Origin of the sequence: Streptomyces fructofermentans (assembly GCF_014651055.1) — a bacterium.
In the GTDB taxonomy this organism is placed as follows: Bacteria; Actinomycetota; Actinomycetes; order Streptomycetales; family Streptomycetaceae; genus Streptomyces; species Streptomyces fructofermentans.
On the sequence record NZ_BMWD01000002.1, the window covers coordinates 374,443 to 391,978 of the forward strand.

Annotated in this window: 18 protein-coding genes; 4 read left to right on the top strand and 14 right to left on the bottom strand. The window is 72.5% G+C overall.

What is annotated here, in order from left to right; translation table 11 throughout:
- Nucleotides 1-181 precede the first annotated feature (181 nt).
- From IE265_RS04525 to IE265_RS04540, 4 genes are all read right to left on the bottom strand, one after another.
- A complete protein-coding gene (locus tag IE265_RS04525; RefSeq protein WP_190033993.1) occupies nt 182-1,036 on the bottom strand; it encodes an ABC transporter permease in 855 nt (284 codons plus the stop codon).
- Complete coding sequence (locus IE265_RS04530) at nt 1,033-2,013, bottom strand: ATP-binding cassette domain-containing protein (protein ID WP_190033994.1); 981 nt, start codon at nt 2,011-2,013, stop codon at nt 1,033-1,035. The genes IE265_RS04525 and IE265_RS04530 overlap by 4 nt, the downstream gene beginning before the upstream one ends.
- A gap of 189 nt (nt 2,014-2,202) precedes the next feature.
- Nucleotides 2,203-2,811 (bottom strand): PadR family transcriptional regulator, encoded by a 609-nt coding sequence (locus IE265_RS04535; protein WP_190033995.1) that lies wholly within the window; start codon nt 2,809-2,811, stop codon nt 2,203-2,205.
- A gap of 118 nt (nt 2,812-2,929) precedes the next feature.
- A complete protein-coding gene (locus IE265_RS04540) occupies nt 2,930-3,367 on the bottom strand; it encodes an ester cyclase (RefSeq protein WP_190033996.1) in 438 nt (145 codons plus the stop codon).
- A 223-nt stretch (nt 3,368-3,590) separates the two neighbouring features.
- On the opposite strand from IE265_RS04540, the gene IE265_RS04545 reads away from it, so the two are divergent.
- On the top strand, nt 3,591-4,436 hold the full coding sequence (locus IE265_RS04545) for an NAD(P)H-binding protein (RefSeq protein ID WP_190033997.1): 846 nt from the start codon (nt 3,591-3,593) through the stop codon (nt 4,434-4,436).
- A 47-nt stretch (nt 4,437-4,483) separates the two neighbouring features.
- Nucleotides 4,484-5,191: a methyltransferase domain-containing protein gene (locus IE265_RS04550; protein ID WP_308434770.1), complete on the top strand. Its 708-nt coding sequence runs from the start codon at nt 4,484-4,486 to the stop codon at nt 5,189-5,191.
- Between the two features lie 218 nt (nt 5,192-5,409).
- On the opposite strand, the gene IE265_RS04555 is transcribed toward IE265_RS04550, so the two are convergent.
- The 4 genes from IE265_RS04555 to IE265_RS04570 form a co-directional block, all read right to left on the bottom strand.
- Complete coding sequence (locus IE265_RS04555) at nt 5,410-7,038, bottom strand: FAD-binding oxidoreductase (protein ID WP_190033999.1); 1,629 nt, start codon at nt 7,036-7,038, stop codon at nt 5,410-5,412.
- A gap of 76 nt (nt 7,039-7,114) precedes the next feature.
- Entirely contained in the window at nt 7,115-7,609 is a 495-nt protein-coding gene (locus IE265_RS04560) for a nitroreductase family deazaflavin-dependent oxidoreductase (protein WP_190034000.1), read from the bottom strand.
- A gap of 247 nt (nt 7,610-7,856) precedes the next feature.
- Nucleotides 7,857-8,699: an AfsR/SARP family transcriptional regulator gene (locus IE265_RS04565; protein ID WP_190034001.1), complete on the bottom strand. Its 843-nt coding sequence runs from the start codon at nt 8,697-8,699 to the stop codon at nt 7,857-7,859.
- A gap of 29 nt (nt 8,700-8,728) precedes the next feature.
- A complete protein-coding gene (locus tag IE265_RS04570) occupies nt 8,729-9,163 on the bottom strand; it encodes an ester cyclase (RefSeq protein WP_190034002.1) in 435 nt (144 codons plus the stop codon).
- A gap of 202 nt (nt 9,164-9,365) precedes the next feature.
- Between IE265_RS04570 and IE265_RS04575 the strand changes: the two genes are divergently transcribed.
- Nucleotides 9,366-10,226: a class I SAM-dependent methyltransferase gene (locus tag IE265_RS04575; RefSeq protein ID WP_190034003.1), complete on the top strand. Its 861-nt coding sequence runs from the start codon at nt 9,366-9,368 to the stop codon at nt 10,224-10,226.
- A 439-nt stretch (nt 10,227-10,665) separates the two neighbouring features.
- Here IE265_RS04575 and IE265_RS04580 read toward each other — a convergent pair whose 3' ends face one another.
- The 6 genes from IE265_RS04580 to IE265_RS04605 form a co-directional block, all read right to left on the bottom strand.
- The gene (locus tag IE265_RS04580; RefSeq protein ID WP_190034004.1) at nt 10,666-11,706 is read right to left on the bottom strand and encodes an acyltransferase domain-containing protein; all 1,041 of its coding nucleotides are present in this window, start codon (nt 11,704-11,706) and stop codon (nt 10,666-10,668) included.
- Entirely contained in the window at nt 11,703-12,806 is a 1,104-nt protein-coding gene (locus IE265_RS04585) for a ketoacyl-ACP synthase III family protein (protein ID WP_190034005.1), read from the bottom strand. Before IE265_RS04585 ends, IE265_RS04580 begins: the two co-directional genes overlap by 4 nt.
- Nucleotides 12,803-13,081, bottom strand: a complete 279-nt coding sequence (locus IE265_RS04590; protein WP_190034006.1) for an acyl carrier protein — start codon at nt 13,079-13,081, stop codon at nt 12,803-12,805. Before IE265_RS04590 ends, IE265_RS04585 begins: the two co-directional genes overlap by 4 nt.
- A 521-nt stretch (nt 13,082-13,602) precedes the next feature.
- Complete coding sequence (locus IE265_RS04595; RefSeq protein WP_190034007.1) at nt 13,603-14,826, bottom strand: ketosynthase chain-length factor; 1,224 nt, start codon at nt 14,824-14,826, stop codon at nt 13,603-13,605.
- Nucleotides 14,823-16,094: a beta-ketoacyl-[acyl-carrier-protein] synthase family protein gene (locus IE265_RS04600; RefSeq protein WP_190034008.1), complete on the bottom strand. Its 1,272-nt coding sequence runs from the start codon at nt 16,092-16,094 to the stop codon at nt 14,823-14,825. Before IE265_RS04600 ends, IE265_RS04595 begins: the two co-directional genes overlap by 4 nt.
- Nucleotides 16,091-16,492: an antibiotic biosynthesis monooxygenase family protein gene (locus tag IE265_RS04605; RefSeq protein WP_190034009.1), complete on the bottom strand. Its 402-nt coding sequence runs from the start codon at nt 16,490-16,492 to the stop codon at nt 16,091-16,093. The genes IE265_RS04600 and IE265_RS04605 overlap by 4 nt, the downstream gene beginning before the upstream one ends.
- A 234-nt stretch (nt 16,493-16,726) precedes the next feature.
- On the opposite strand from IE265_RS04605, the gene IE265_RS04610 reads away from it, so the two are divergent.
- Nucleotides 16,727-17,512 (top strand): SDR family NAD(P)-dependent oxidoreductase, encoded by a 786-nt coding sequence (locus IE265_RS04610; RefSeq protein WP_190034010.1) that lies wholly within the window; start codon nt 16,727-16,729, stop codon nt 17,510-17,512.
- The last annotated feature ends 24 nt before the right edge of the window (nt 17,513-17,536 follow it).

The window sequence follows — 17,536 nt, forward strand, 5'->3', positions numbered from 1 at the left end:
GCCCGTGGCGGGACGCAGCCGCGGCTGCGGCGTCCCGGTGTGCGGCCACGCCCCCGGGAAGCGGCGTGGCGCTCCCGCCGGGAACGGCGGGAGCGCCACGGAGGGAGCCACGGCGGCCGGGGACGGCCGACGGGGGGGACAACCGCTGCCGGCTGCCGTGGCTCGTCCTTGGGGAGCCGGGCTAGTCGCGGCTCTTGGCGCGGTACAGGTACATGGTCAGCGGGGCGAAGACCACGGTGATGACTCCGCAGGCCAGCAGGACCCAGCCGATGTCGGCGCCGGAGGCGTTGCCGTGGACCAGTCCGCGGGCGGCGGTGGCGGCGGCGCTGACCGGGTTGACGTCGACGATGGCCTCCATCCAGCCGGGCATCGTGTCGGGCTCGACGAAGATGTTGCTCGTGAAGACCAGCGGGAACATCACCAGCATGCTGGTGCCGGACACCGTCTCGGGTGCCTTGGCCACCACGCCGAGCGCGGCGAAGATCCAGCTGACGCTCACCGCGAAGAGCAGCAGGAGGAGCATCGCGGCCAGGACACCGCCCGCGCCGCCGTCCGGGCGGAAGCCCAGGGCCAGGCCGACGCTCATCGTGGTGGTGAGGGCGAGTACGTAGCGGACCACGTCACCGAGGAGGTTGCCCACGATGGTGGCCGGCTGCCAGAACGGCAGGGTGCGGAAGCGGTCGTAGATGCCCCGGGTGATGTCCATGTTGAGCGAGGTGCCGGTGTAGACCGTGGGCATGACGACGGTCTGCACGAGGACGCCCGGGAGGAAGTACTGGAGGTACTCCTTGGTCGATCCTGCGAACGCCCCGCCGAACAGGTAGGTGAAGGTGAGCAGGAAGATGATCGGCATCAGCGTGACGTCGAAGACGACGGCCACGCCGTAGTGCTTCATCTTCCGCATCGTGCGCCAGGCCGACACCCGGACCGCCGTCAGCGGGTTGGGGCGCGAGGGGCGGATCTGGCTGGTGAGGGCCTTGCGCAGGGCGTCGGCGGGCGCGCCCTGCACGGGCACCGTCTCGGATGTGAGGGTCATGCCGCGTCCTCCTGGGTGGCGGTGCTGTCTTCTGCGGGGTGGCCGGTCAGGGCGAGGAAGACCTCGTCGAGGCTGGGGCGGCCGAACGCGAAGTCCGAGACGGCGATCTCGGAGCGGGCCAGTTCGGCGAGGGCCCGGGCGACCCGCTCGGTCTCGTCGGTCCGTACGGAGAGCGCGAAGGGGTCGGACTCCTGGAAGACGGGCGCCGCCAGCGCCTGGGCGAGCAACTGGGAGGCCTCGGGGCGGGCTTCGGCCTTCACGAGCCGTACGTGCAGTGCTCCGGTGCCGACGGACGACTTGAGTTCGCCCGTGGTGCCCTCGGCGATGACCTTGCCCCGGTCGATCACGGCGATCCTGTCGGCGAGTTGGTCGGCCTCGTCCAGGTACTGCGTGGTGAGCAGGATCGTGGTGCCCAGGGCGACCATGGCCCGCACGCTGTCCCACACCTGGCCGCGGCTGCGCGGGTCGAGTCCGGTGGTGGGCTCGTCGAGGAAGAGGAGGTCGGGGGTGATGACGAGGCTGGCGGCGATGTCGAGCCTGCGCCGCATGCCCCCGGAGAAGGTCTTGGACTGCCGGCCGGCCGCGTCCGTCAGCTCGAAGGCCTCCAGCAGTTCCTCGGAGCGTTCGGCGGCCTGTGCGCGGGAGAAGCCCAGCAGCCTGGCGAGCAGGGTGAGGTTCTCGGTGGCGGTGAGGTCCTCGTCGATCGAGGCGAACTGGCCGGTGAGGCTGACCCGGCTGCGTACCGCCTCCGCCTCCTTGACCACGTCGTGTCCCAGCACCCGGGCGGTTCCGCCGTCGGGGGTGAGCAGGGTGGACAGCATCCGGATCGTCGTCGTCTTGCCCGCGCCGTTGGGTCCGAGCACGCCGTAGACGACGCCCTGCGGGATGGCCAGGTCGACGCCGTCGACGGCGCGGGTCTCACCGAAGTTCTTGACGAGGCCCGACGTCTCGATGGCGAGGGTGGATTGCGAACTCAATCTGTGACTCCTTGGTCCTGATGCGCCACAGGGGGCTGTGCGCCAAGGCCGACGCATCGGGAAGCCCCTGCAGGTGGGAGAGCAGGAAAGAACGGCACTGGGTCAGTAATCAAATTTGACCACTGACTCCAAGGTAGGGCACGAGCGGCCAGCTATACAAGTTTGATTAGTTGGAGAGTCGAAAGCCGGTCACTTCACGAACGGCTCCGCCAGGGCCCTCCAGGCCCCCGGCATCCCGAACGTCAGCTCACGCTCGCCCGCCATCTCGTACCCCCCGGACGCCACACGTTCCAGCAGGTCACGGGTCCACTCCACACCGAGGTCGGCATAGCGCACCCGCATCGCCCACAGCTCGCCCAGATGGGCCGGCGTCCCCTCGGCGCAGGCCCCGGCCGACTCCCTGCGCAGCACCGCGCGCTGGGCCTCCAGGACGCCCAGGCGGGTGGAGAGGGCCGCGACGGCACGGCCGCGGGGCAGCGCGGGCATCAGCGCCAGGCCGGCGCTGAGCATGTCGGCGCGGTGCTCGGGCCGTTCCAGGGCGTCGACGAGGAGCCGGAAGAACTCCTCGTCGCCCGCCGGGGTCACGCTGTAGTCCACCCGTCCCGGCCAGTGCGCGATCTCACTGGCCTCCAGCAGCCCGTCCTTGGCCAGTTGCCGCAGCGCGTGATAGATCGAACCGGGCTTGACGTTGGCCCAGTCGTCGATCCCCCAGGACAACAGCTCGGCCCGCACCCGGTAGCCGTGCGTCCTGCCGAAGCCGCGTACCACCCCGAGGACCAACAACCGCGTCGCCGACATCGTCACCCCGTTCCGTCCGGTGCGGTGCTCTCCTGTCCACCGCCTGCCTGTCGCCAGCATAGGAGTCGCCGGCGCACAGGCAGGCGGGCAGGCGGACCCGATCGACCCGCGGAGCAGGTCAGGCGCTCGTCTCCAGGTCGACCTTGGGGATGTCGGGCAGCTTGCCGAGCCGCACGAGCAGGGGACGCATGTTGATGACGTCCCAGTGCTCGACGACCTTGCCGTCCTCGAAGCGCAGTTCCTCGACCAGGTGCCAGCTCACGCTCTGCCCGGTGGGCTCCACACCCATGAACTCGCCCTGGTGGGTGGCGGTCACGGTGATCCGCAGGGTGACCCGGTCCTCCTCGGCCATGATGCTCCTCACCTCGAGCTGGAGGTCCGGGAACGCCTTCAGCCCGCCCTCCATGAGCTTGATCATGTCGGCGGAACTCACCGGGTTGTCCTCGGAGTAGTGCACGATGTCCGGCGCCCAGTGCTTGGTGATCCCGCTCAGGTCCCAGCGGTTCCAGGCGGCGACCATCTCCAGACACAGCGCCTTGCGCTCGGCCATTGACATGGGCAACTCCTCGCAGTCTCGCGGACGATGTCACGCCAGCCTGCCCCCGCCGCGCGCGGGACGGCTCCAGGATCGCTCCACTCCTCCTGGACCCGCGGCTCGCGCGCCGCGGGTCCATCGGGGCTCACGGATTCCTCCAGCCCTGCCCGCCAGTCTTGGCCCCTCACGACCACCGCTCCGGCGGACAGCCGGACAGCACCGATCCACTCTCCGAGGAGGGGCCTTGAACATCCTGCTGACCGGCGCCACGGGCAAAGTCGGCCGCCACGTGACGCAGACGCTGGTGGCGTCGGGGCACCGGGTACGGGCCCTCACCCGCTCGCCCGGGGCCGCCGCGCTGCCCGCCGGGGCCGAGGTCGTCGAGGGCGACCTGGAACGGCCGGAGACCCTGCCCGCCGCGCTGGAGGACATCGATCGGATGTACCTCTTCCCGGTCCCCGGGACCGCCCACGAGGTCGCCGCGCTGGCCCGGAAGGCGGGCGTGCGCCGCATCGTCGTCCTGTCGTCCAGTTCGGTGCTCAGCGACGACGAGGCCAACCACAGCGCCCGGCACCACCGCACGGTCGAACAGGCCGTCGAGGAGAGCGGGGTGGAGTGGACCTTCGTGCGCCCCGACGAGTTCGCCGGGAACGTGATCTGGAAGTGGGGCCACTCCATCCGTACGGAGGACGTGGTCCGCGCCCCGTACGGCGGGGCCGCCCGGGCGCTCGTCCACGAGGCCGACGTCGCGGCGGTGGCCGCGGCGGCCCTGCTGGAGGACGGCCACGGGGGCGCCCGCTACGAGGTGACCGGGCCCCGCGCCCTGACCCAGGTCGAGCAGGTGGCCACCCTGGCGCGGGCCGTCGGCCGCGAGATCCGCTTCGAGGAGCTGAGCCGCGAGGCGGGACGCGAGGCGATGAGCGGCTTCATGCCGCCCCCGGTCGTCGAGATGGTCCTCGACTACCTCGCCGCCTCGGTCGTCGAGCCCGGCCCGGTGACCACGGTGGTGCGCGACGTCACGGGCCGGGAGCCGCTCTCGTTCGCCCGGTGGGCCGAGGACAACGCCGGCGTCTTCAGCGCGTCCGAGTAGGCCGGCGAGACCACCAGACGGAGGGAACCCCCATGTACGGACCCGGGATGGCAGAGATCTACGAGATCCTCCACCAGGCACGGGGCAAGGACTACCGGGCGGAGGCCGCCACCGTGGCGGGCCACGTCCGGGTCCGCAGCCCGCGGGCCGCCACGCTGCTGGACGTCGCCTGCGGCACGGGCGCCCATCTGCGCGAGTTCGCCGGCCTCTTCGACGAGGTCGAGGGGCTGGAGCTGTCCGACGCCATGCTGGCGGCGGCCCGTGCCGCGGTGCCCGCCGCCGTCGTGCACGGCGGTGACATGCGCGAACTCGCCCTGGGCCGCTCGTACGACGTCATCACCTGCATGTTCGGCTCCATCGCCTATCTCAAGGACACCTCGGAACTGACGTCCACGCTGCGGTCGTTCGCGGAGCACCTGACGCCCGGCGGTGTGGTCGCGGTCGATCCGTGGTGGTTCCTGGAGACGTCCGTGGAGCATCACGTCAGCGGGGACACCGTCACCGTGGGCCGGCGCACGATGACCCGCGTCTCCTACACGGAGCGCGAGGAGCGCACCTCGCACATGACCGTGCACTATGTGGTGGCCGAACCCGGCGGCGGGGTACGGCACTTCGCCGAGCGGCACGACCTGACGCTGTTCACCAGGGCGGAGTACGAGGAGGCCTTCGCGAAGGCCGGGCTGCGAGTGGCCCACATCGACGGGATCCAGTCGGGACGGGGCCTGTTCGTCGCGGTCGGCGACACGGACCTTTAGGACGCGGGTGGTTCGCGCCCGCCCCGCGGGGCGGGCCGCGCGGCCGGGGGCGGCGGTCCCCTGCCGTCCCGGCATCACCCGGTCCGGTGAGCGGCGACGGGCCGCGACCGGGCCGGGGGACGGCGGGCGGCGGGCGGCGACCGGCGGCGCCTCACGCCGACTCGCGCACACGGAAGGGGCGGTGACCGCAGGTAGCGGTCACCGCCCTTCGCCGTCCGTCAGCCCGGAAGCCGTACGGACAGCGCGTGCCGGAAGACGTTCTTCGGGTCCCAGCGGGCCTTCACCCGCTGCAGGCGCGGGTAGTTGCCCTTGTAGTAGAGCGTGTGCCAGGGCATCCCGGAGGTGTTCCACTCCGGGTCGGCCAGGTCGATGTCGGGGTAGTTGATGAAGGTCCCCTCCGTGCGGTCGCCGGGCACCGGAACACCGCCGGTGGCGGCGAAGACCTCACGGTAGGTCTCCCTGATCCAGGCGAGGTTGGCGTCGTCCTGGTCGGGGTCCATCCAGGTCGCGGACATCCACACCTTGATGATGGAGTCGCGCTGCGCCGTGGCCGTCGCCGTCTCCGGCACGGAGTTGACCTTGGCCCCGTAGGAGTAGAGCGAGACCTCGCCCCAGACCTGGGAGTCCGCGCTCAGGCGCGCGTAGAGGGTGGCGACCTGCGCGGCGGTCCACGGCTTCCGCAGATAGGCGCCCTTCGACTTGGTCCGGTCGAAGCCCCCGGTGTCGAACTTGTTGGCCAGCGTGGCGCGCAGCCAGGGTTCCGTGCTGCGCTGGACGGCCGGCTCGACACCGGTGCCCTCGTTGATCGCGGCCACGAAGTCGTTCAACAGCCCCTCGGCGCCGTCCAGTCCGCCGTCGATCTGGATGTCGAGCACGATCTGCCCGGCGGCCCGGCTGTTGAGGTAGAAGACGCTGTGCAGACTGGCGTACGGGGTGCCGGCGGCGCTGTTGCGCTGGTGCCAGGCCCCGTGGTTGTCGATGATCCGGGTGAACGCCTGCTCGGTGAGGGCGGTCCACTCCCAGGTCACCAGGTGCCGCAGCGTGGACCTGGGCGCCTTGGGCAGCAGGGCGGAGGGGTCGTTGCCGGTGGCCCCAGGGGTACGGAACCAGTACCGGGTGACGATGCCGAAGTTGCCGCCGCCGCCTCCCGTGTGGGCCCACCACAGCTCGCGGTTGGGGTCGCCCTCGGCGCTGGTGGCCACGACCTTGCGGGCCCGGCCGGAGGCGTCCACGACGACGACCTCGACCGCGTACAGGTGGTCGGCCACGACGCCGTCGCGGCGGGACAGCGGGCCGTAGCCGCCGCCCAGGACGTGCCCGCCGACGCCCACCTGCGGGCAGACACCGGCCGGGATGGTCACGCCCCAGTCGAGGTACAGGGTGCGGTACGCCTCGCCGAGGGTGGCGCCGGGCTCGACCGCGAAGGCGCGTCTGCCGGAGTCGTAGAAGACCTGTCTCATCTCGGACATGTCGATGACGGCACGGACGGCCGGGTCGTCCACGAAGCCCTCGAAGCAGTGGCCGCCGCTGCGCACGGCGATCCGCTGCCCCGCGTCCATGGCACGGTTCACGGCGTCGACGACCTGGTCCGCGGTGTGGACGACGTACACGGCGTCCGGCTTGCCGCGGAACCGTCCGTTGAAGCCTCTGCTGACCAGGTCCTGGTAGCGCCGGTCCGTGCGGTCCACCGCGACGAGCCCGGTCCGCGGAGCGCACGCGCCGCCTTCCGCCGCCTCCGGCACGGCCGCCTCGGCGGCCGCGGCACCGGGGACGGCCGTGGTCACCACGGCGGCTCCGCCGACGGCTGCCGCACTGCCGAGGAATCCGCGGCGCGTGAATTCGTTCAACACAAATACCTTTCCCTTCCGAACCATGAGATGCCTCTGAGAATTCACCCGGAGTTCCGCGGCGGGACGGTCGAGGTCACGGCTCGACGGGCTCCAGGATCACCACGGGAATCTCCCGGGTGGTCTTCTTCTGATAGCTCTTGTACTGCGGGAAGAGTCCCGTCATCAGCGTCCAGAGTTCCGGCTTCTCCTCGGCGGTCGCCGTACGCGCCCGTACGTCCAGGTGTTCCTCACCGACCTGGACATGGGCTTCGGGGCAGGCCACGAGGTTGAGGTACCAGAGCGGATGCTCGGGCTTTCCGCCGTTCGAGCCGACCACGACGATGCTCCCGCCGTCCCGGCCGTAGATGACCGCGGTGCGGCGGAGCTTTCCCGATTTCCGGCCCCGGGTGGTGAGGAGCAGGGTGTCCAGCCCGTACCACTTCTGCCCCTCCTTCCCGCCGCTGCGGTCGTAGCGGCGGATGTGCGCCGCGACCCAGCCCGTGGGACTGTCCGATGGCACCTCGTCCCGCGGCGCGTCCTGCTGCCCGGCCTGCTGCTCGTCCTGCTCCTGCTGGTGGTCCTCCGGCACGGCCCCTCCTGGCTAATCAAATTTGGCTAGTCGCCACCCTAGTCAGGCCCGGCCGAGCGGTGCAATCGATTGCGGACACCGCGTCGCGGGGCACTGAGGGCCGGCCGGGCCCGTCGGTGCGGCCCCGGCCGGCCCTTCCGTGCCGCCCGACCGGCCCTTCGGTGAGACCGGTCGACGGCCGGTCCGTGGGCCCGGTCCGTGGGCCCGGTCCGTGGGCCCGGTCCGTGGGCCCGGTCAGCAGGACGGGTCAGTAGGGCCGGCCGCCGCTGAACGCCGTGGCCGGCGCGGCGGCCGGGAACCGGCTCACGGCGAAGCGCGGCTCGAAGTCCGTGTCCGCGTTCAGCACCGCCTGGTGCAGCCGCTGCACCTGGGGACCCGGTTCCAGCCCCAGGCCCGCGACCAGCGCACCCCGCAGCCGGTGGAAGATCTGGAGCGCCTGGGCCCGGCGCCCGCTGAGGTGCAGGGCCCACATGTACTGGCCGTGCAGCCCCTCGTGCAGCGGGTTCTCCACCGTGAGGGCCGCCAGCTCGGACAGCACCTCGCGGTACATGCCGAGCCGCAGCTCCACGTCGACCAGGCACTCGAAGGCGGACAGCCGGGACTCCTCCAACTGCCGCCGCCTGCTCTCCAGCACCCGCCCGGCCGGCACGTCCACCAGTGCCGGTCCGCGCCACAGCAGGAGAGCCTCGTTCAGGTCGCGCACCCCCGCCGCCTCGTCGCCCCGCGTCAGCGCCTCGCGGCCGGAGGCCACCAGCCGCTGGTAGCGGTGGACGTCGAGCACGCCCGCCTCGGCGGTCAGGAGGTATCCGCCGGTCCTGGTCACCAGGATGTCGCGGGCCACCTCGACGGTGCTCAGCCCGGTCACCGCGCAGAACATCTTCCGCAGATTCAGGATGTACGTCTGCAGCGTGGTCGGACCGCTCACCGGCGGGTCGTCGTCCCACAGGTCGCGCACCAGCGAAGGCACCGGCACCACCTGCCCCGCGTGCACGATCAGCATGGCCAGTACGTTGCGCAGTTTCGGGGCACTCGGAGCGGTCGTCTCCCCGTCCACCCGCACCTGCAGCGGCCCCAGAACACCGAATTCCATCGCGCCCCCCTCAGCTTTCGCGTCCGCCGTCAGGGACGGCGGTGCTCCTTCTCCGGCCACGGCTCGCCGAGCTGCCGGTACGTGCCCTGGTAGTCGGGCCAGTCGCGGTGGTGGTGGATCTTTCCGTCGACGAAGTGGAGGAGGTGGATCTGCTCCCCGGAGAACAGCCGCCCGGTGGGCGCCATGCCGACCATCTCGCCGACGTGCCGCCCGTAGAGCACCAGCCGGGCCCGCACCCAGTCGCCGTTCTCCTCGTACGCCACCTCCTCGAGGCGCGCCTCCTCCGAGAAAGTCCTCTTGACCCACGCGACATTGATCGCGAAAAGCTCGGGGCCGCGCATCGACGTGAATTCCAGAGTCCCTGGATTCATGTACTCCGGATGGATGTACTCGGCCACATCGTCCGTTTTCCCGGTGTTGTACGCCTCGACCATGCGGCGCACGCTGGCAATCTGCTCGCTCACGTTTTCCCCTCCTGAATCGCTGCCGTACGTGACGGATTCGATTATGAGGAGCCGGAACCGCCGGGAACAAGGGCCCACGGCGCCCGTACGGCCTTCTTTGCATTGCGTCCATCGACAGTCCAGTGGCACTCCAACAGCCCTCCATCCGTGCCCGAGACGGAGCGGTGAAAGTGGGAAATACATCGAGAGAGCGGGAGAGCCAGTGGACACGTCCACGTACAAATCCGAAGTGGCGGCCGCATTCAACAGCGCCGCGGCGTCCTACGACCGGCTCGGCGTGGAATTCTTCACTCCGATGGGCCGGCGCCTGGTGGAGCGCGCGGCACCCGGCGACGGCGCGCGGGTCCTCGACGTCGGCTGCGGCCGGGGCGCCTGCGTCTTCCCCGCCGCCGAGCTCGTCGGGCCGAAGGGCCGTGTCGTGGGCATCGACGTCGCCGAGGCGATGATCGAGGAGGCCACGAAGGAGGCCGGGCTGCGGGACGCGGCCAACGTCGAACTGCGTGTGATGGACGGGGAGCACCCCGACTTCGCGCCCCGCTCGTTCGACGTGGTCATGGGCAGCTACAGCGTGATCTTCCTGCCCGACGCGCCCGCGGCGCTGGCCCGTTACGCGCCGCTGCTCTCCCCCGGCGGCCGGCTCGCCTTCACCAGCCCGGTGTTCAGCGACGACACGTTCCCGTTCCTGCCCCCCGTGTTCACCGAACTCATCCCGCGCGAACTGCTGCTCGACCTGCCGCCGCAGTGGCAGCCCGAGCAGCTCCAGAAGCGCTTCAACAGCTGGCTCGCGGACCCGGCCGACCTCGCCCGCACCCTGGAGGACTGCGGGTTCGAGGCGGTGACGGTGGTCGACGAACCCGTGCGCCTGGTGGCCGAGTCGGGCCTGGCCTGGGTCGACTGGTCGCACACCCAGGGCATGCGGCTGCTCTGGAACCACCTCGCCGCCGACAAGCGCCTGCAGTTGCGGGAGCGGCTGATCTCCTCGCTCGACGCGATGCGGGACGGGGACGGGCCCCTCACCATCGACACGCCCGTGCGGTACGTCACCGCGAGCACGCCGAACTGACCCCCCGCTCGCGACTGTTGGGGGAACGGGGCGCCGGTTCGGTGCCGGTTGTGTGCCGGCTCCGTGCGACCCGGGCGTGCGGGGTCCAGCTCCCTACGACCCGGCCGGGCGGGGTTCGGCCCTCGCACAACTCGGCCGTGCGAAGCGGCGATTCCGCACGGCCCGTCCGCACGGGGGCGGCTCCCGTACGGCCCCCGGCGGGGCGGGGTTCGGCCCTCGCACAACTCGGCCGTGCGAAGCGGCGATTCCGTACGGCCCGTCCGCACGGGGCGGCTTCCGTACGGCCCGGCCGTGCGGCTTGGCCCCGTACCACCCGGCCGTGCGGACCTCGGACCCGCTCAACTCGGCCGTTCCGGACACGAATCCGAGCAGCCGGGTCGCACGGCCGGCAGGCTCCGTGCGACCCGGGCGGGCGGGGTGGGCGGCGGGCGGCCGTGGGTCAGCCGGTGGCGGCCGACCACTGCGGACGGCCTCGTCCGTCGCTGCCGCCACCCACCGGATGCCCCGCCGCGGCGATCCGTTCGAGCGCCGCCTCCCAGGCCGCCCGGTCCGCCTCCGGCGGTCCGGGCCTGGCCGGGAGCAGTGACACCACGGCGCTGCTCCCCCGCCGGACGGCCGGGTGCCGGCGGGCCAGTTGGGACAGCCCCTGCCCCGGCCCCACCTCCACCAGCAGATGGTCGCCGGTCGCCAGCAGCCCTTCCAGGGCGGGCCAGAAGAGCACCGGCGCCACCGGCTGCCGCGCCCAGAAGCGCGGGTCGTCGATGTCGGACTCCGTCAACGGGGCGGCGGTGTAGGCGGAGTGGACGGGCACGGCAGGACGGCCCCTGCGCACAGCGGCGAACCGCTCGGCCGCGCCCCGGCAGGCGGGTTCGAGCACCGGGCTGTGGAAGGCGCTCAGGGACGGCACCCGACGGCAGACGAAGCCGGCCTCCCGCAGAGCGCGCCCGATCGCGTCGAGCGGTGCGTCCGGACCCGCGAGGACGGTCTGGCGAGGGGCGTTGACCGCACCCACCACGACGTCCCCGCTGAGGTACGGCGCCACCTCCTGCGTGGACGCGGCCACGGCGAGCATCCCGCCGGGCGGAGCCGCAGCCAACCGCCGGATCCGGTCGAGCACCAGACCTGCCGCGTCCCGCGGGTCGAACACGCCGGCCAGTGCCGCCCCGGCCAACTCCCCGATGCTGTGCCCCAGCAGGGCCGCCGGGCGCACGCCCCGGCTCAGCACCAGGCGACCCAGCGCGTGGTCGACGGCGAACAGCAGCGGCTGCGAGCGGGTCACATGGTCCATGTCCGTGACGGGCAGTTCCGCCAGCCAGTCGTCGCGCATCGGACCGCCCTCGGCGCCGGCCGCCGCGAAGAACTCGTCCATGGCCTCGGTGAACACCGGCTCGTGCCCGTAGAGCCCGGCGGCCATGCGCCGGTGCTGGGAGCCCTGGCCCGGCAGCAGCAGGGCGACAGGCAGGGCGTGTGCGGCGGTCATACGGCGTCTCCCGGTTCTGCCTCGCCCGCCCACGCGGGCCGTTCGAGCACTTCGACGACGGCGCAGGAGTAGGTGAACCCGGCGCCGACGCTCATCCACAGCAGCAGGTCCCCGGCACCGACGCCCCCGGAGGTCACCAGGCGGTCGAACCCGGCGATCTGGTCACCGGCTCCGAGGTGTCCGACACGGCGGCTCCACTCCCAGGTGGTGCGCTCCTCGGGGATGCCGAAACGGGTGAGGAAGCCCGCCCGCAGCCGCTTGCGGCCCATGTGGGGCAGCACGAACCGGTCGATGTCGGTGAGGGCGACCCCGGCCTCGGCGAGCGCCCGCTCGACGGAGGCGTCCTGGGCGGCCGCGCTCGTCGCGATCACCCGGGTCACCCGCCGGCCGGCCAGGAAGTCCTTCTTGCACGCGTCCAGGTCGACGACGGGGCGGTGGCTGAACGGCCCGCTGCCGAAGGGGTCGTCGCCCCGGTGCATGCCCTCCAGCTCCGGCGCGGAGACGGTGGCCAGTCCGCGGACGCGGGCGAAGCCCTCGGTCGAGGAGAGCACCAGCGCGGTGCCGCCGTCTCCGTAGAAGGTGCCCGAGTCGCTGCGCCAGCGGTCGAACCCGGGCGCGCGGAAGGCGTCGCCCGTGGTGACCAGGACGCGCCGGCCGGTCTCTCCGGCGGGCGGCCCGGCCCGCAGATGGTCGACCGCCAGCCCGAGGGCGGCCATGCCTCCGTTGGACACCTGGCCGACCTCCATCGCCGGGCACTGGTTGCCGACGGCCGCGCGCTGTACGTAAGAGGCGGGCGCCCACAGGTCGTGTCCCTGGTAGAAGAAGCTGGCGTGCAGGATCAGCGACACGTCGGCCGAGCCGGAGCGCCCGAGGGCGCTCCGGGCCGCACGCGCCGCCATCTCGGGTGCCGGCTCGTCCTGGACCACGGCCACCGAGAGCATCCCGGTGGTCTCGGCGAGCGCCTGGTCGCACAGCCCGGCCGCGACCGCGTCCGCGACGGCCGCGCGGGGCGGCAGCCAGGCGGCGCAGCCGGCGATGCGGATGTCCGCCGCCGGGGGCCGCGCCCGGGCGGCCCCCGCGTCGAGGTCCGTGTCCGTCATCCGGCGGCCTCCACCGCGGGTGTCCGGACCGCGAGTTCGGCGTTGACCGCGCCGACGAACGCGGCCGGGGTCAGCGCCTCGCCGATCGTGTCCTCGGGCAGCTCGATCCCGAAACGGCGCTCCACCCTGCTGATCGCCTCCATCAGCGCGAGCGAGTCGTAGCCGAGCAGCGAGAACTCCTGGTCGGCGGCGGCCGCGGACAGTTCGACGGACTCCTCCTCGCCTGCGCACTCACGCATGATCTGGAACAGGTCTTCTGTCGTGAAAGCGGACATGACGTCTCCAAGTGGCGGCCTCGCGGGCCGCGGTGGCGCCCGGCCGCGGATGGGGCGGCCGGGTCGGACGGATGGGGTGGACGGGCCGTACCGGGCAGGACCCGGCCGGATCGGGACGGTCGATAGACGGACGGTCGACAGACGGGCGGTCGATAGACGGACGGGCGACGGACGGGCGGGCGGGCGGACGGTTCGGCGCGGTGGGGCGCGCCCCGGACGGATCGCCAGGGTGTTGGTCGTACCGGCATGCCGCGCCGGGTCGGCGAACTCCGTACGGGACCCGCCTGGTTCGGCGCATTCCCCGCGGCGGACCCCGTGGTCCGGGGTGCCGAGGGCCCGGTGGGTCGGACCCCCGAGCGCTGCGGACGGGCGGTCGGCGGTGGCAACGGCGGTGGCACGTCGGCGTGCCCCTCGCGGCGAACCGGGCGCCGGACCCGGCCCGGCTCCCGTCGAGTTCCAGGGACCCGGTCAGCGGGTTGCCTGCCCAGGTTTCCCGCCACCGGACCCCGGACCGGGGGTGCTCAGTCGGTCGGCGGGCGGCGTACCACCATCGCGCTGTTGAACCCGCCGCGGCCCCGGGCCACGATCAGCGCCGCGTCTCCTTCGACGGGTCGCGGTGAACCGGTCACGAGGTCGATGTCGCAGCCCGGTGCCGGCCCGTCGACGTGGACCGTCGGCGGGACGACACCGTCCCGCAGGGCGAACAGGGCCGTGACGAGGTCGAGGGGCGCGGCGCCCGCGTACAGGCGGCCCGTCATGGTCTTGGGGACCGTGACCGGCACACCGCCGGGACCGAAGACCGCGGCGAGGGCCCGCGCCTCGGCGAGGTCCTGTTCCGGCTCACCGGCGCCGTCCGCGAGGACCAGGGCGATGTCCCGCGGGCCCAGTTCCGCGTCGGCCAGGGCGCCGCGGATCGCCCGCTCCAGGTTGCCCGGGCGGCCCGAACCGGGCCGCGGGTCGAACGTGGCGGCGTACCCGCTGATCTGCCCGTGGCTGCGGGCTCCGCGCTCCCGGGCCCGGTCCCCGCCCTCCAGGGTGAGGATCGCGCCGCCCTCGCCCGGCACATGGCCGTCGGCGGCCGCGTCGAACGGCAGGTAGGCGCGGCCGGGATCGTCGCTCCCGCTGAGGATTCCGGCGGAGATCTGAGCGGCGAGCCCGTACGGGCACAGGGAGGCGTCCATGCCTCCGGTCAGCATCAGCGGGGTGCCCTTGCGGATGCGGCGCCTGGCCTGCGCGACCGCGTCGAGGCCGCCCGCCTGGTCGGTGACGACCACTCCGGTGGGTCCGCGCAGGTCGTGGCGGATCGAGAGCTGCCCGGTGTTGACCGCGTAGAACCAGGCGAACGACATGTACGCGCTGACGTGCTTGGGGTCCTTGCCCCACAGGTGGCCCAGTTCGCGCTGGCCGAACTCGAAACCGCCGGAGGCGCTGGCGGTGACCACTCCGCGCTCGTCCGCCGTCAGGCTCTCGGCGTCCAGGCCGGAGTCGGCGAGTGCCCAGTCGGAGCCCGCCAGCGCGAACTGCGTGGTGCGGTCCGTCTGCGGGACGAGGCGGCTGGGGACGTGGTCGCGCGGCGAGAAGCCGGTGACCTCGCCGGCCAGCCGCGAAGGGTAGGAGGAGGGGTCGAAGCGGGTGATGCGGCCGATGCCGCTCTCGCCGCGCAGGGTCGCCTCCCAGAACTCCTCCGCCCCGATGCCGTTGGGCGCGAGCACGCCGATGCCGGTGACGACGGTCGCGTTCGTCATGGGTTCCTCCCTTCGGAGTTCGTGAGCACCATCGCGCTCTGGAAGCCGCCGAAGCCGCTGCCCACCGTCAGCACGGTGTCGGTGGGCTGGTCGCGCGCCGTCAACGGCACGTAGTCGAGGTCGAGTTGGGGATCGGGTTCGTACAGTCCCGCCGTGGGCGGCAGCACGCCGTGCCGGATCACCAGCGCGGAGGCGGCGGCCTCGATGGAACCGACGGCGCCGAGCGAGTGGCCGATGACCGCCTTGATGGAGCTGACCGGGACCCGGTGGGCGTGCTCGCCCAGGCTGTGCTTGATCGCGGCGGTCTCGTGGATGTCGTTCTGACGGGTCGCCGTGCCGTGCGCGTTGACGTAGCCGACGGCCTCGCGGTCGATCCCGGCGTCGTCGAGCGCGCCGGTGATGGCCGCGGCCATCTCCAGCCCGTCCGGGCGCAGTCCGGTCATGTGGTGGGCGTTGGCGCGCGCGGCGAAGCCGGCGATCTCGGCGTAGATCTGCGCCCCGCGCCTGCGCGCGGACTCCCGCTCCTCCAGGACGAGTACGGCGGCTCCCTCGCCCAGTACGAAGCCGCTGCGCGTCCTGTCGAAGGGCCGCGAGGCGTGGTCGGGGGTGTCGTTGCGCGGCGAGGTCGCCTTGATCGCGTCGAAGCAGGCGACGGTGATGGGCGCGATGGGAGCGTCGCTGCCCCCGGCGACCATGATGTCGGCCGTGCCCTCGCGGATCAGTTCTACCGCGTGCCCCAGGGAGTCGAGGCCGGAGGTGCAGCCCGCCGAGACGAGCGCGACGGGGCCCTCGGCGCCCGCCTCCCAGGCCACCTCGGCCGCCATCGAGCTCGGCACGAAGTAGTCGTACAGGTAGGGAGTGCCCGCCGCGTGGTCGACCAGCCACCGCTGCCCGCCGTCACTGCGCGCGACGTACTCCTCCTCCAGTTTCTGGGTGCATCCCACCGCGGAGCCGAGGCTGACACCGGTCCGGTGCGCGTTGGTCGCGTCGATCTCGATCCCGCTGTCGGCCAGTGCCTCCCGCGCGGCGACCAGGGCGAACTGGGTGGCCCGGTCCAGCCGTACGGTGTCGCGGACGGTCAGGCCCGCGCGCGCCCCGTCGAAGTCGCATTCGGCTGCCATCCGGGAGCGGAACGCGGTCGCGTCGAAGGCGGTGATGGTCCTGGTCGCGGAGACACCGGAGACGATGCGCTCCCAGAACGCCTTGGTGCCGATGCCGCCCGGGGCGATCACTCCCAGTCCTGTGACCACCACCCGACGGCCCGTCATATCCGGTCCCGTTCACGCAGCGGCGCCCCGGTGGCCGGCGCGTCCGCGCCGGTCGCGGGGCCGGCCGGCGGGCCGCCCGCGTGGTGCAGCCTGGCCACGTACAGCTCGGGCCGGCTCTCCGCGAGCGCGCGCAGCGCGCCGGCGTGCGGCGGGAAGTCGGCGTGCGCGACGGCGGCGCGGAAGGAGGCGATGTCCGTCCACTCGGCGACGTTGACGTACTGGCCGGGCCGCTCCGCGTGCCGGGAGAGCGTGTGCCGGACGAAGCCCGGCTGGCGTGCCATGAACTCCGACGTCCGCGCGAACTCCTTCTCGAACACCTCGGGTTCGGCGTGCACGGTGAAGGTGTTCACGAACGTGACGGCGCCGATGCCCTTGGCATCCGGCTCGTGGTCCGTCATCGATGGCCTCCTCGTTGCCCGGTTGTGCCCGGTGTCTTTGACCCGATCGGGTGCCCCGGCGTCACTTGACATCGTGCGGTTGTTCGTTGCGTACCAAGCTGCGTGGCCGGTCTCGCAGGTGGGTGGACGGCTGCTGGAGCCCGGGCCGGGCCAGGGGTAGAGCACATTTCGAGCGGCCGCTGAAACCCTCGCAGTCGTCCGACACCCCATCGCAGGACCGCCGAGGAGCCGTCAATGTCGCCAGCAGTCGAACGCGTCGCCGTCGTCACGGGTGCCACCAGCGGGATCGGTCTCGCCGTGGCCCGCGCCCTGGCCGAGGACGGTGCCCGGGTCTTCATCTGCGCCCGGGACGCGGACCGGGTCGCCCTCACCGCCAAGGCGCTGCGCGAGGCCGGACACGAGGTCGACGGCATCGCCTGCGACGTGCGCGACACGGAGCAGGTGCGCGCCTTCGTCCGTGCGGCCGTCGACCGGTTCGGGCCGGTCGACGCGCTGGTGAACAACGCCGGCCGCAGCGGCGGCGGCCACACCGCGCAGATCGCCGACGAGCTGTGGCTCGACGTGATGGAGACCAATCTCAACAGCGTCTTCCGGATGAGCCGGGAGGTGCTGACGACCGGCGGAATGCTGGAGCGCGGCGCCGGGCGGATCGTCAACATCGCCTCGACGGGCGGCAAGCAGGGTGTGGCGCTGGGAGCGCCCTACTCGGCGTCGAAGCACGGCGTGGTCGGCTTCACCAAGGCCCTGGGCCTGGAGCTGGCGCGGACGGGCATCACCGTCAACGCCGTGTGCCCCGGCTACGTCGAGACGCCGATGGCCGAGCGGGTGCGCCAGGGATACGCCGGCGCCTGGGACATCACCGAGGACGAGGTGCTGGAGAGGTTCGAGGCGAAGATCCCCCTCGGCCGCTACTCCACGCCGGACGAGGTCGCCGGGCTCGTCGGCTACCTGCTCTCCCCGACGGCCGCGTCCATCACCGCTCAGGCGATGAACGTCTGCGGCGGGCTCGGCAACTACTGACAGCGGCGCCCGGCCGTGCGCGGC

Bases quoted from the DNA above. Each gene is read 5' to 3' on its own strand.
- IE265_RS04550 (WP_308434770.1), top strand. From the start codon at position 4,484: ATGGCAGAGATCTACGAGATCCTCCACCAGGCACGGGGCAAGGACTAC.
- IE265_RS04610 (WP_190034010.1), top strand. From the start codon at position 16,727: ATGTCGCCAGCAGTCGAACGCGTCGCCGTCGTCACGGGTGCCACCAGC.
- IE265_RS04595 (WP_190034007.1), bottom strand. From the start codon at position 14,826: ATGACGAACGCGACCGTCGTCACCGGCATCGGCGTGCTCGCGCCCAAC.
- IE265_RS04605 (WP_190034009.1), bottom strand. From the start codon at position 16,492: ATGACGGACCACGAGCCGGATGCCAAGGGCATCGGCGCCGTCACGTTC.
- IE265_RS04585 (WP_190034005.1), bottom strand. From the start codon at position 12,806: ATGACGGACACGGACCTCGACGCGGGGGCCGCCCGGGCGCGGCCCCCG.
- IE265_RS04535 (WP_190033995.1), bottom strand. From the start codon at position 2,811: ATGTCGGCGACGCGGTTGTTGGTCCTCGGGGTGGTACGCGGCTTCGGC.
- IE265_RS04525 (WP_190033993.1), bottom strand. From the start codon at position 1,036: ATGACCCTCACATCCGAGACGGTGCCCGTGCAGGGCGCGCCCGCCGAC.
- IE265_RS04590 (WP_190034006.1), bottom strand. From the start codon at position 13,081: ATGTCCGCTTTCACGACAGAAGACCTGTTCCAGATCATGCGTGAGTGC.
- IE265_RS04565 (WP_190034001.1), bottom strand. From the start codon at position 8,699: ATGGAATTCGGTGTTCTGGGGCCGCTGCAGGTGCGGGTGGACGGGGAG.
- IE265_RS04540 (WP_190033996.1), bottom strand. From the start codon at position 3,367: ATGTCAATGGCCGAGCGCAAGGCGCTGTGTCTGGAGATGGTCGCCGCC.
- IE265_RS04580 (WP_190034004.1), bottom strand. From the start codon at position 11,706: ATGACCGCCGCACACGCCCTGCCTGTCGCCCTGCTGCTGCCGGGCCAG.
- IE265_RS04600 (WP_190034008.1), bottom strand. From the start codon at position 16,094: ATGACGGGCCGTCGGGTGGTGGTCACAGGACTGGGAGTGATCGCCCCG.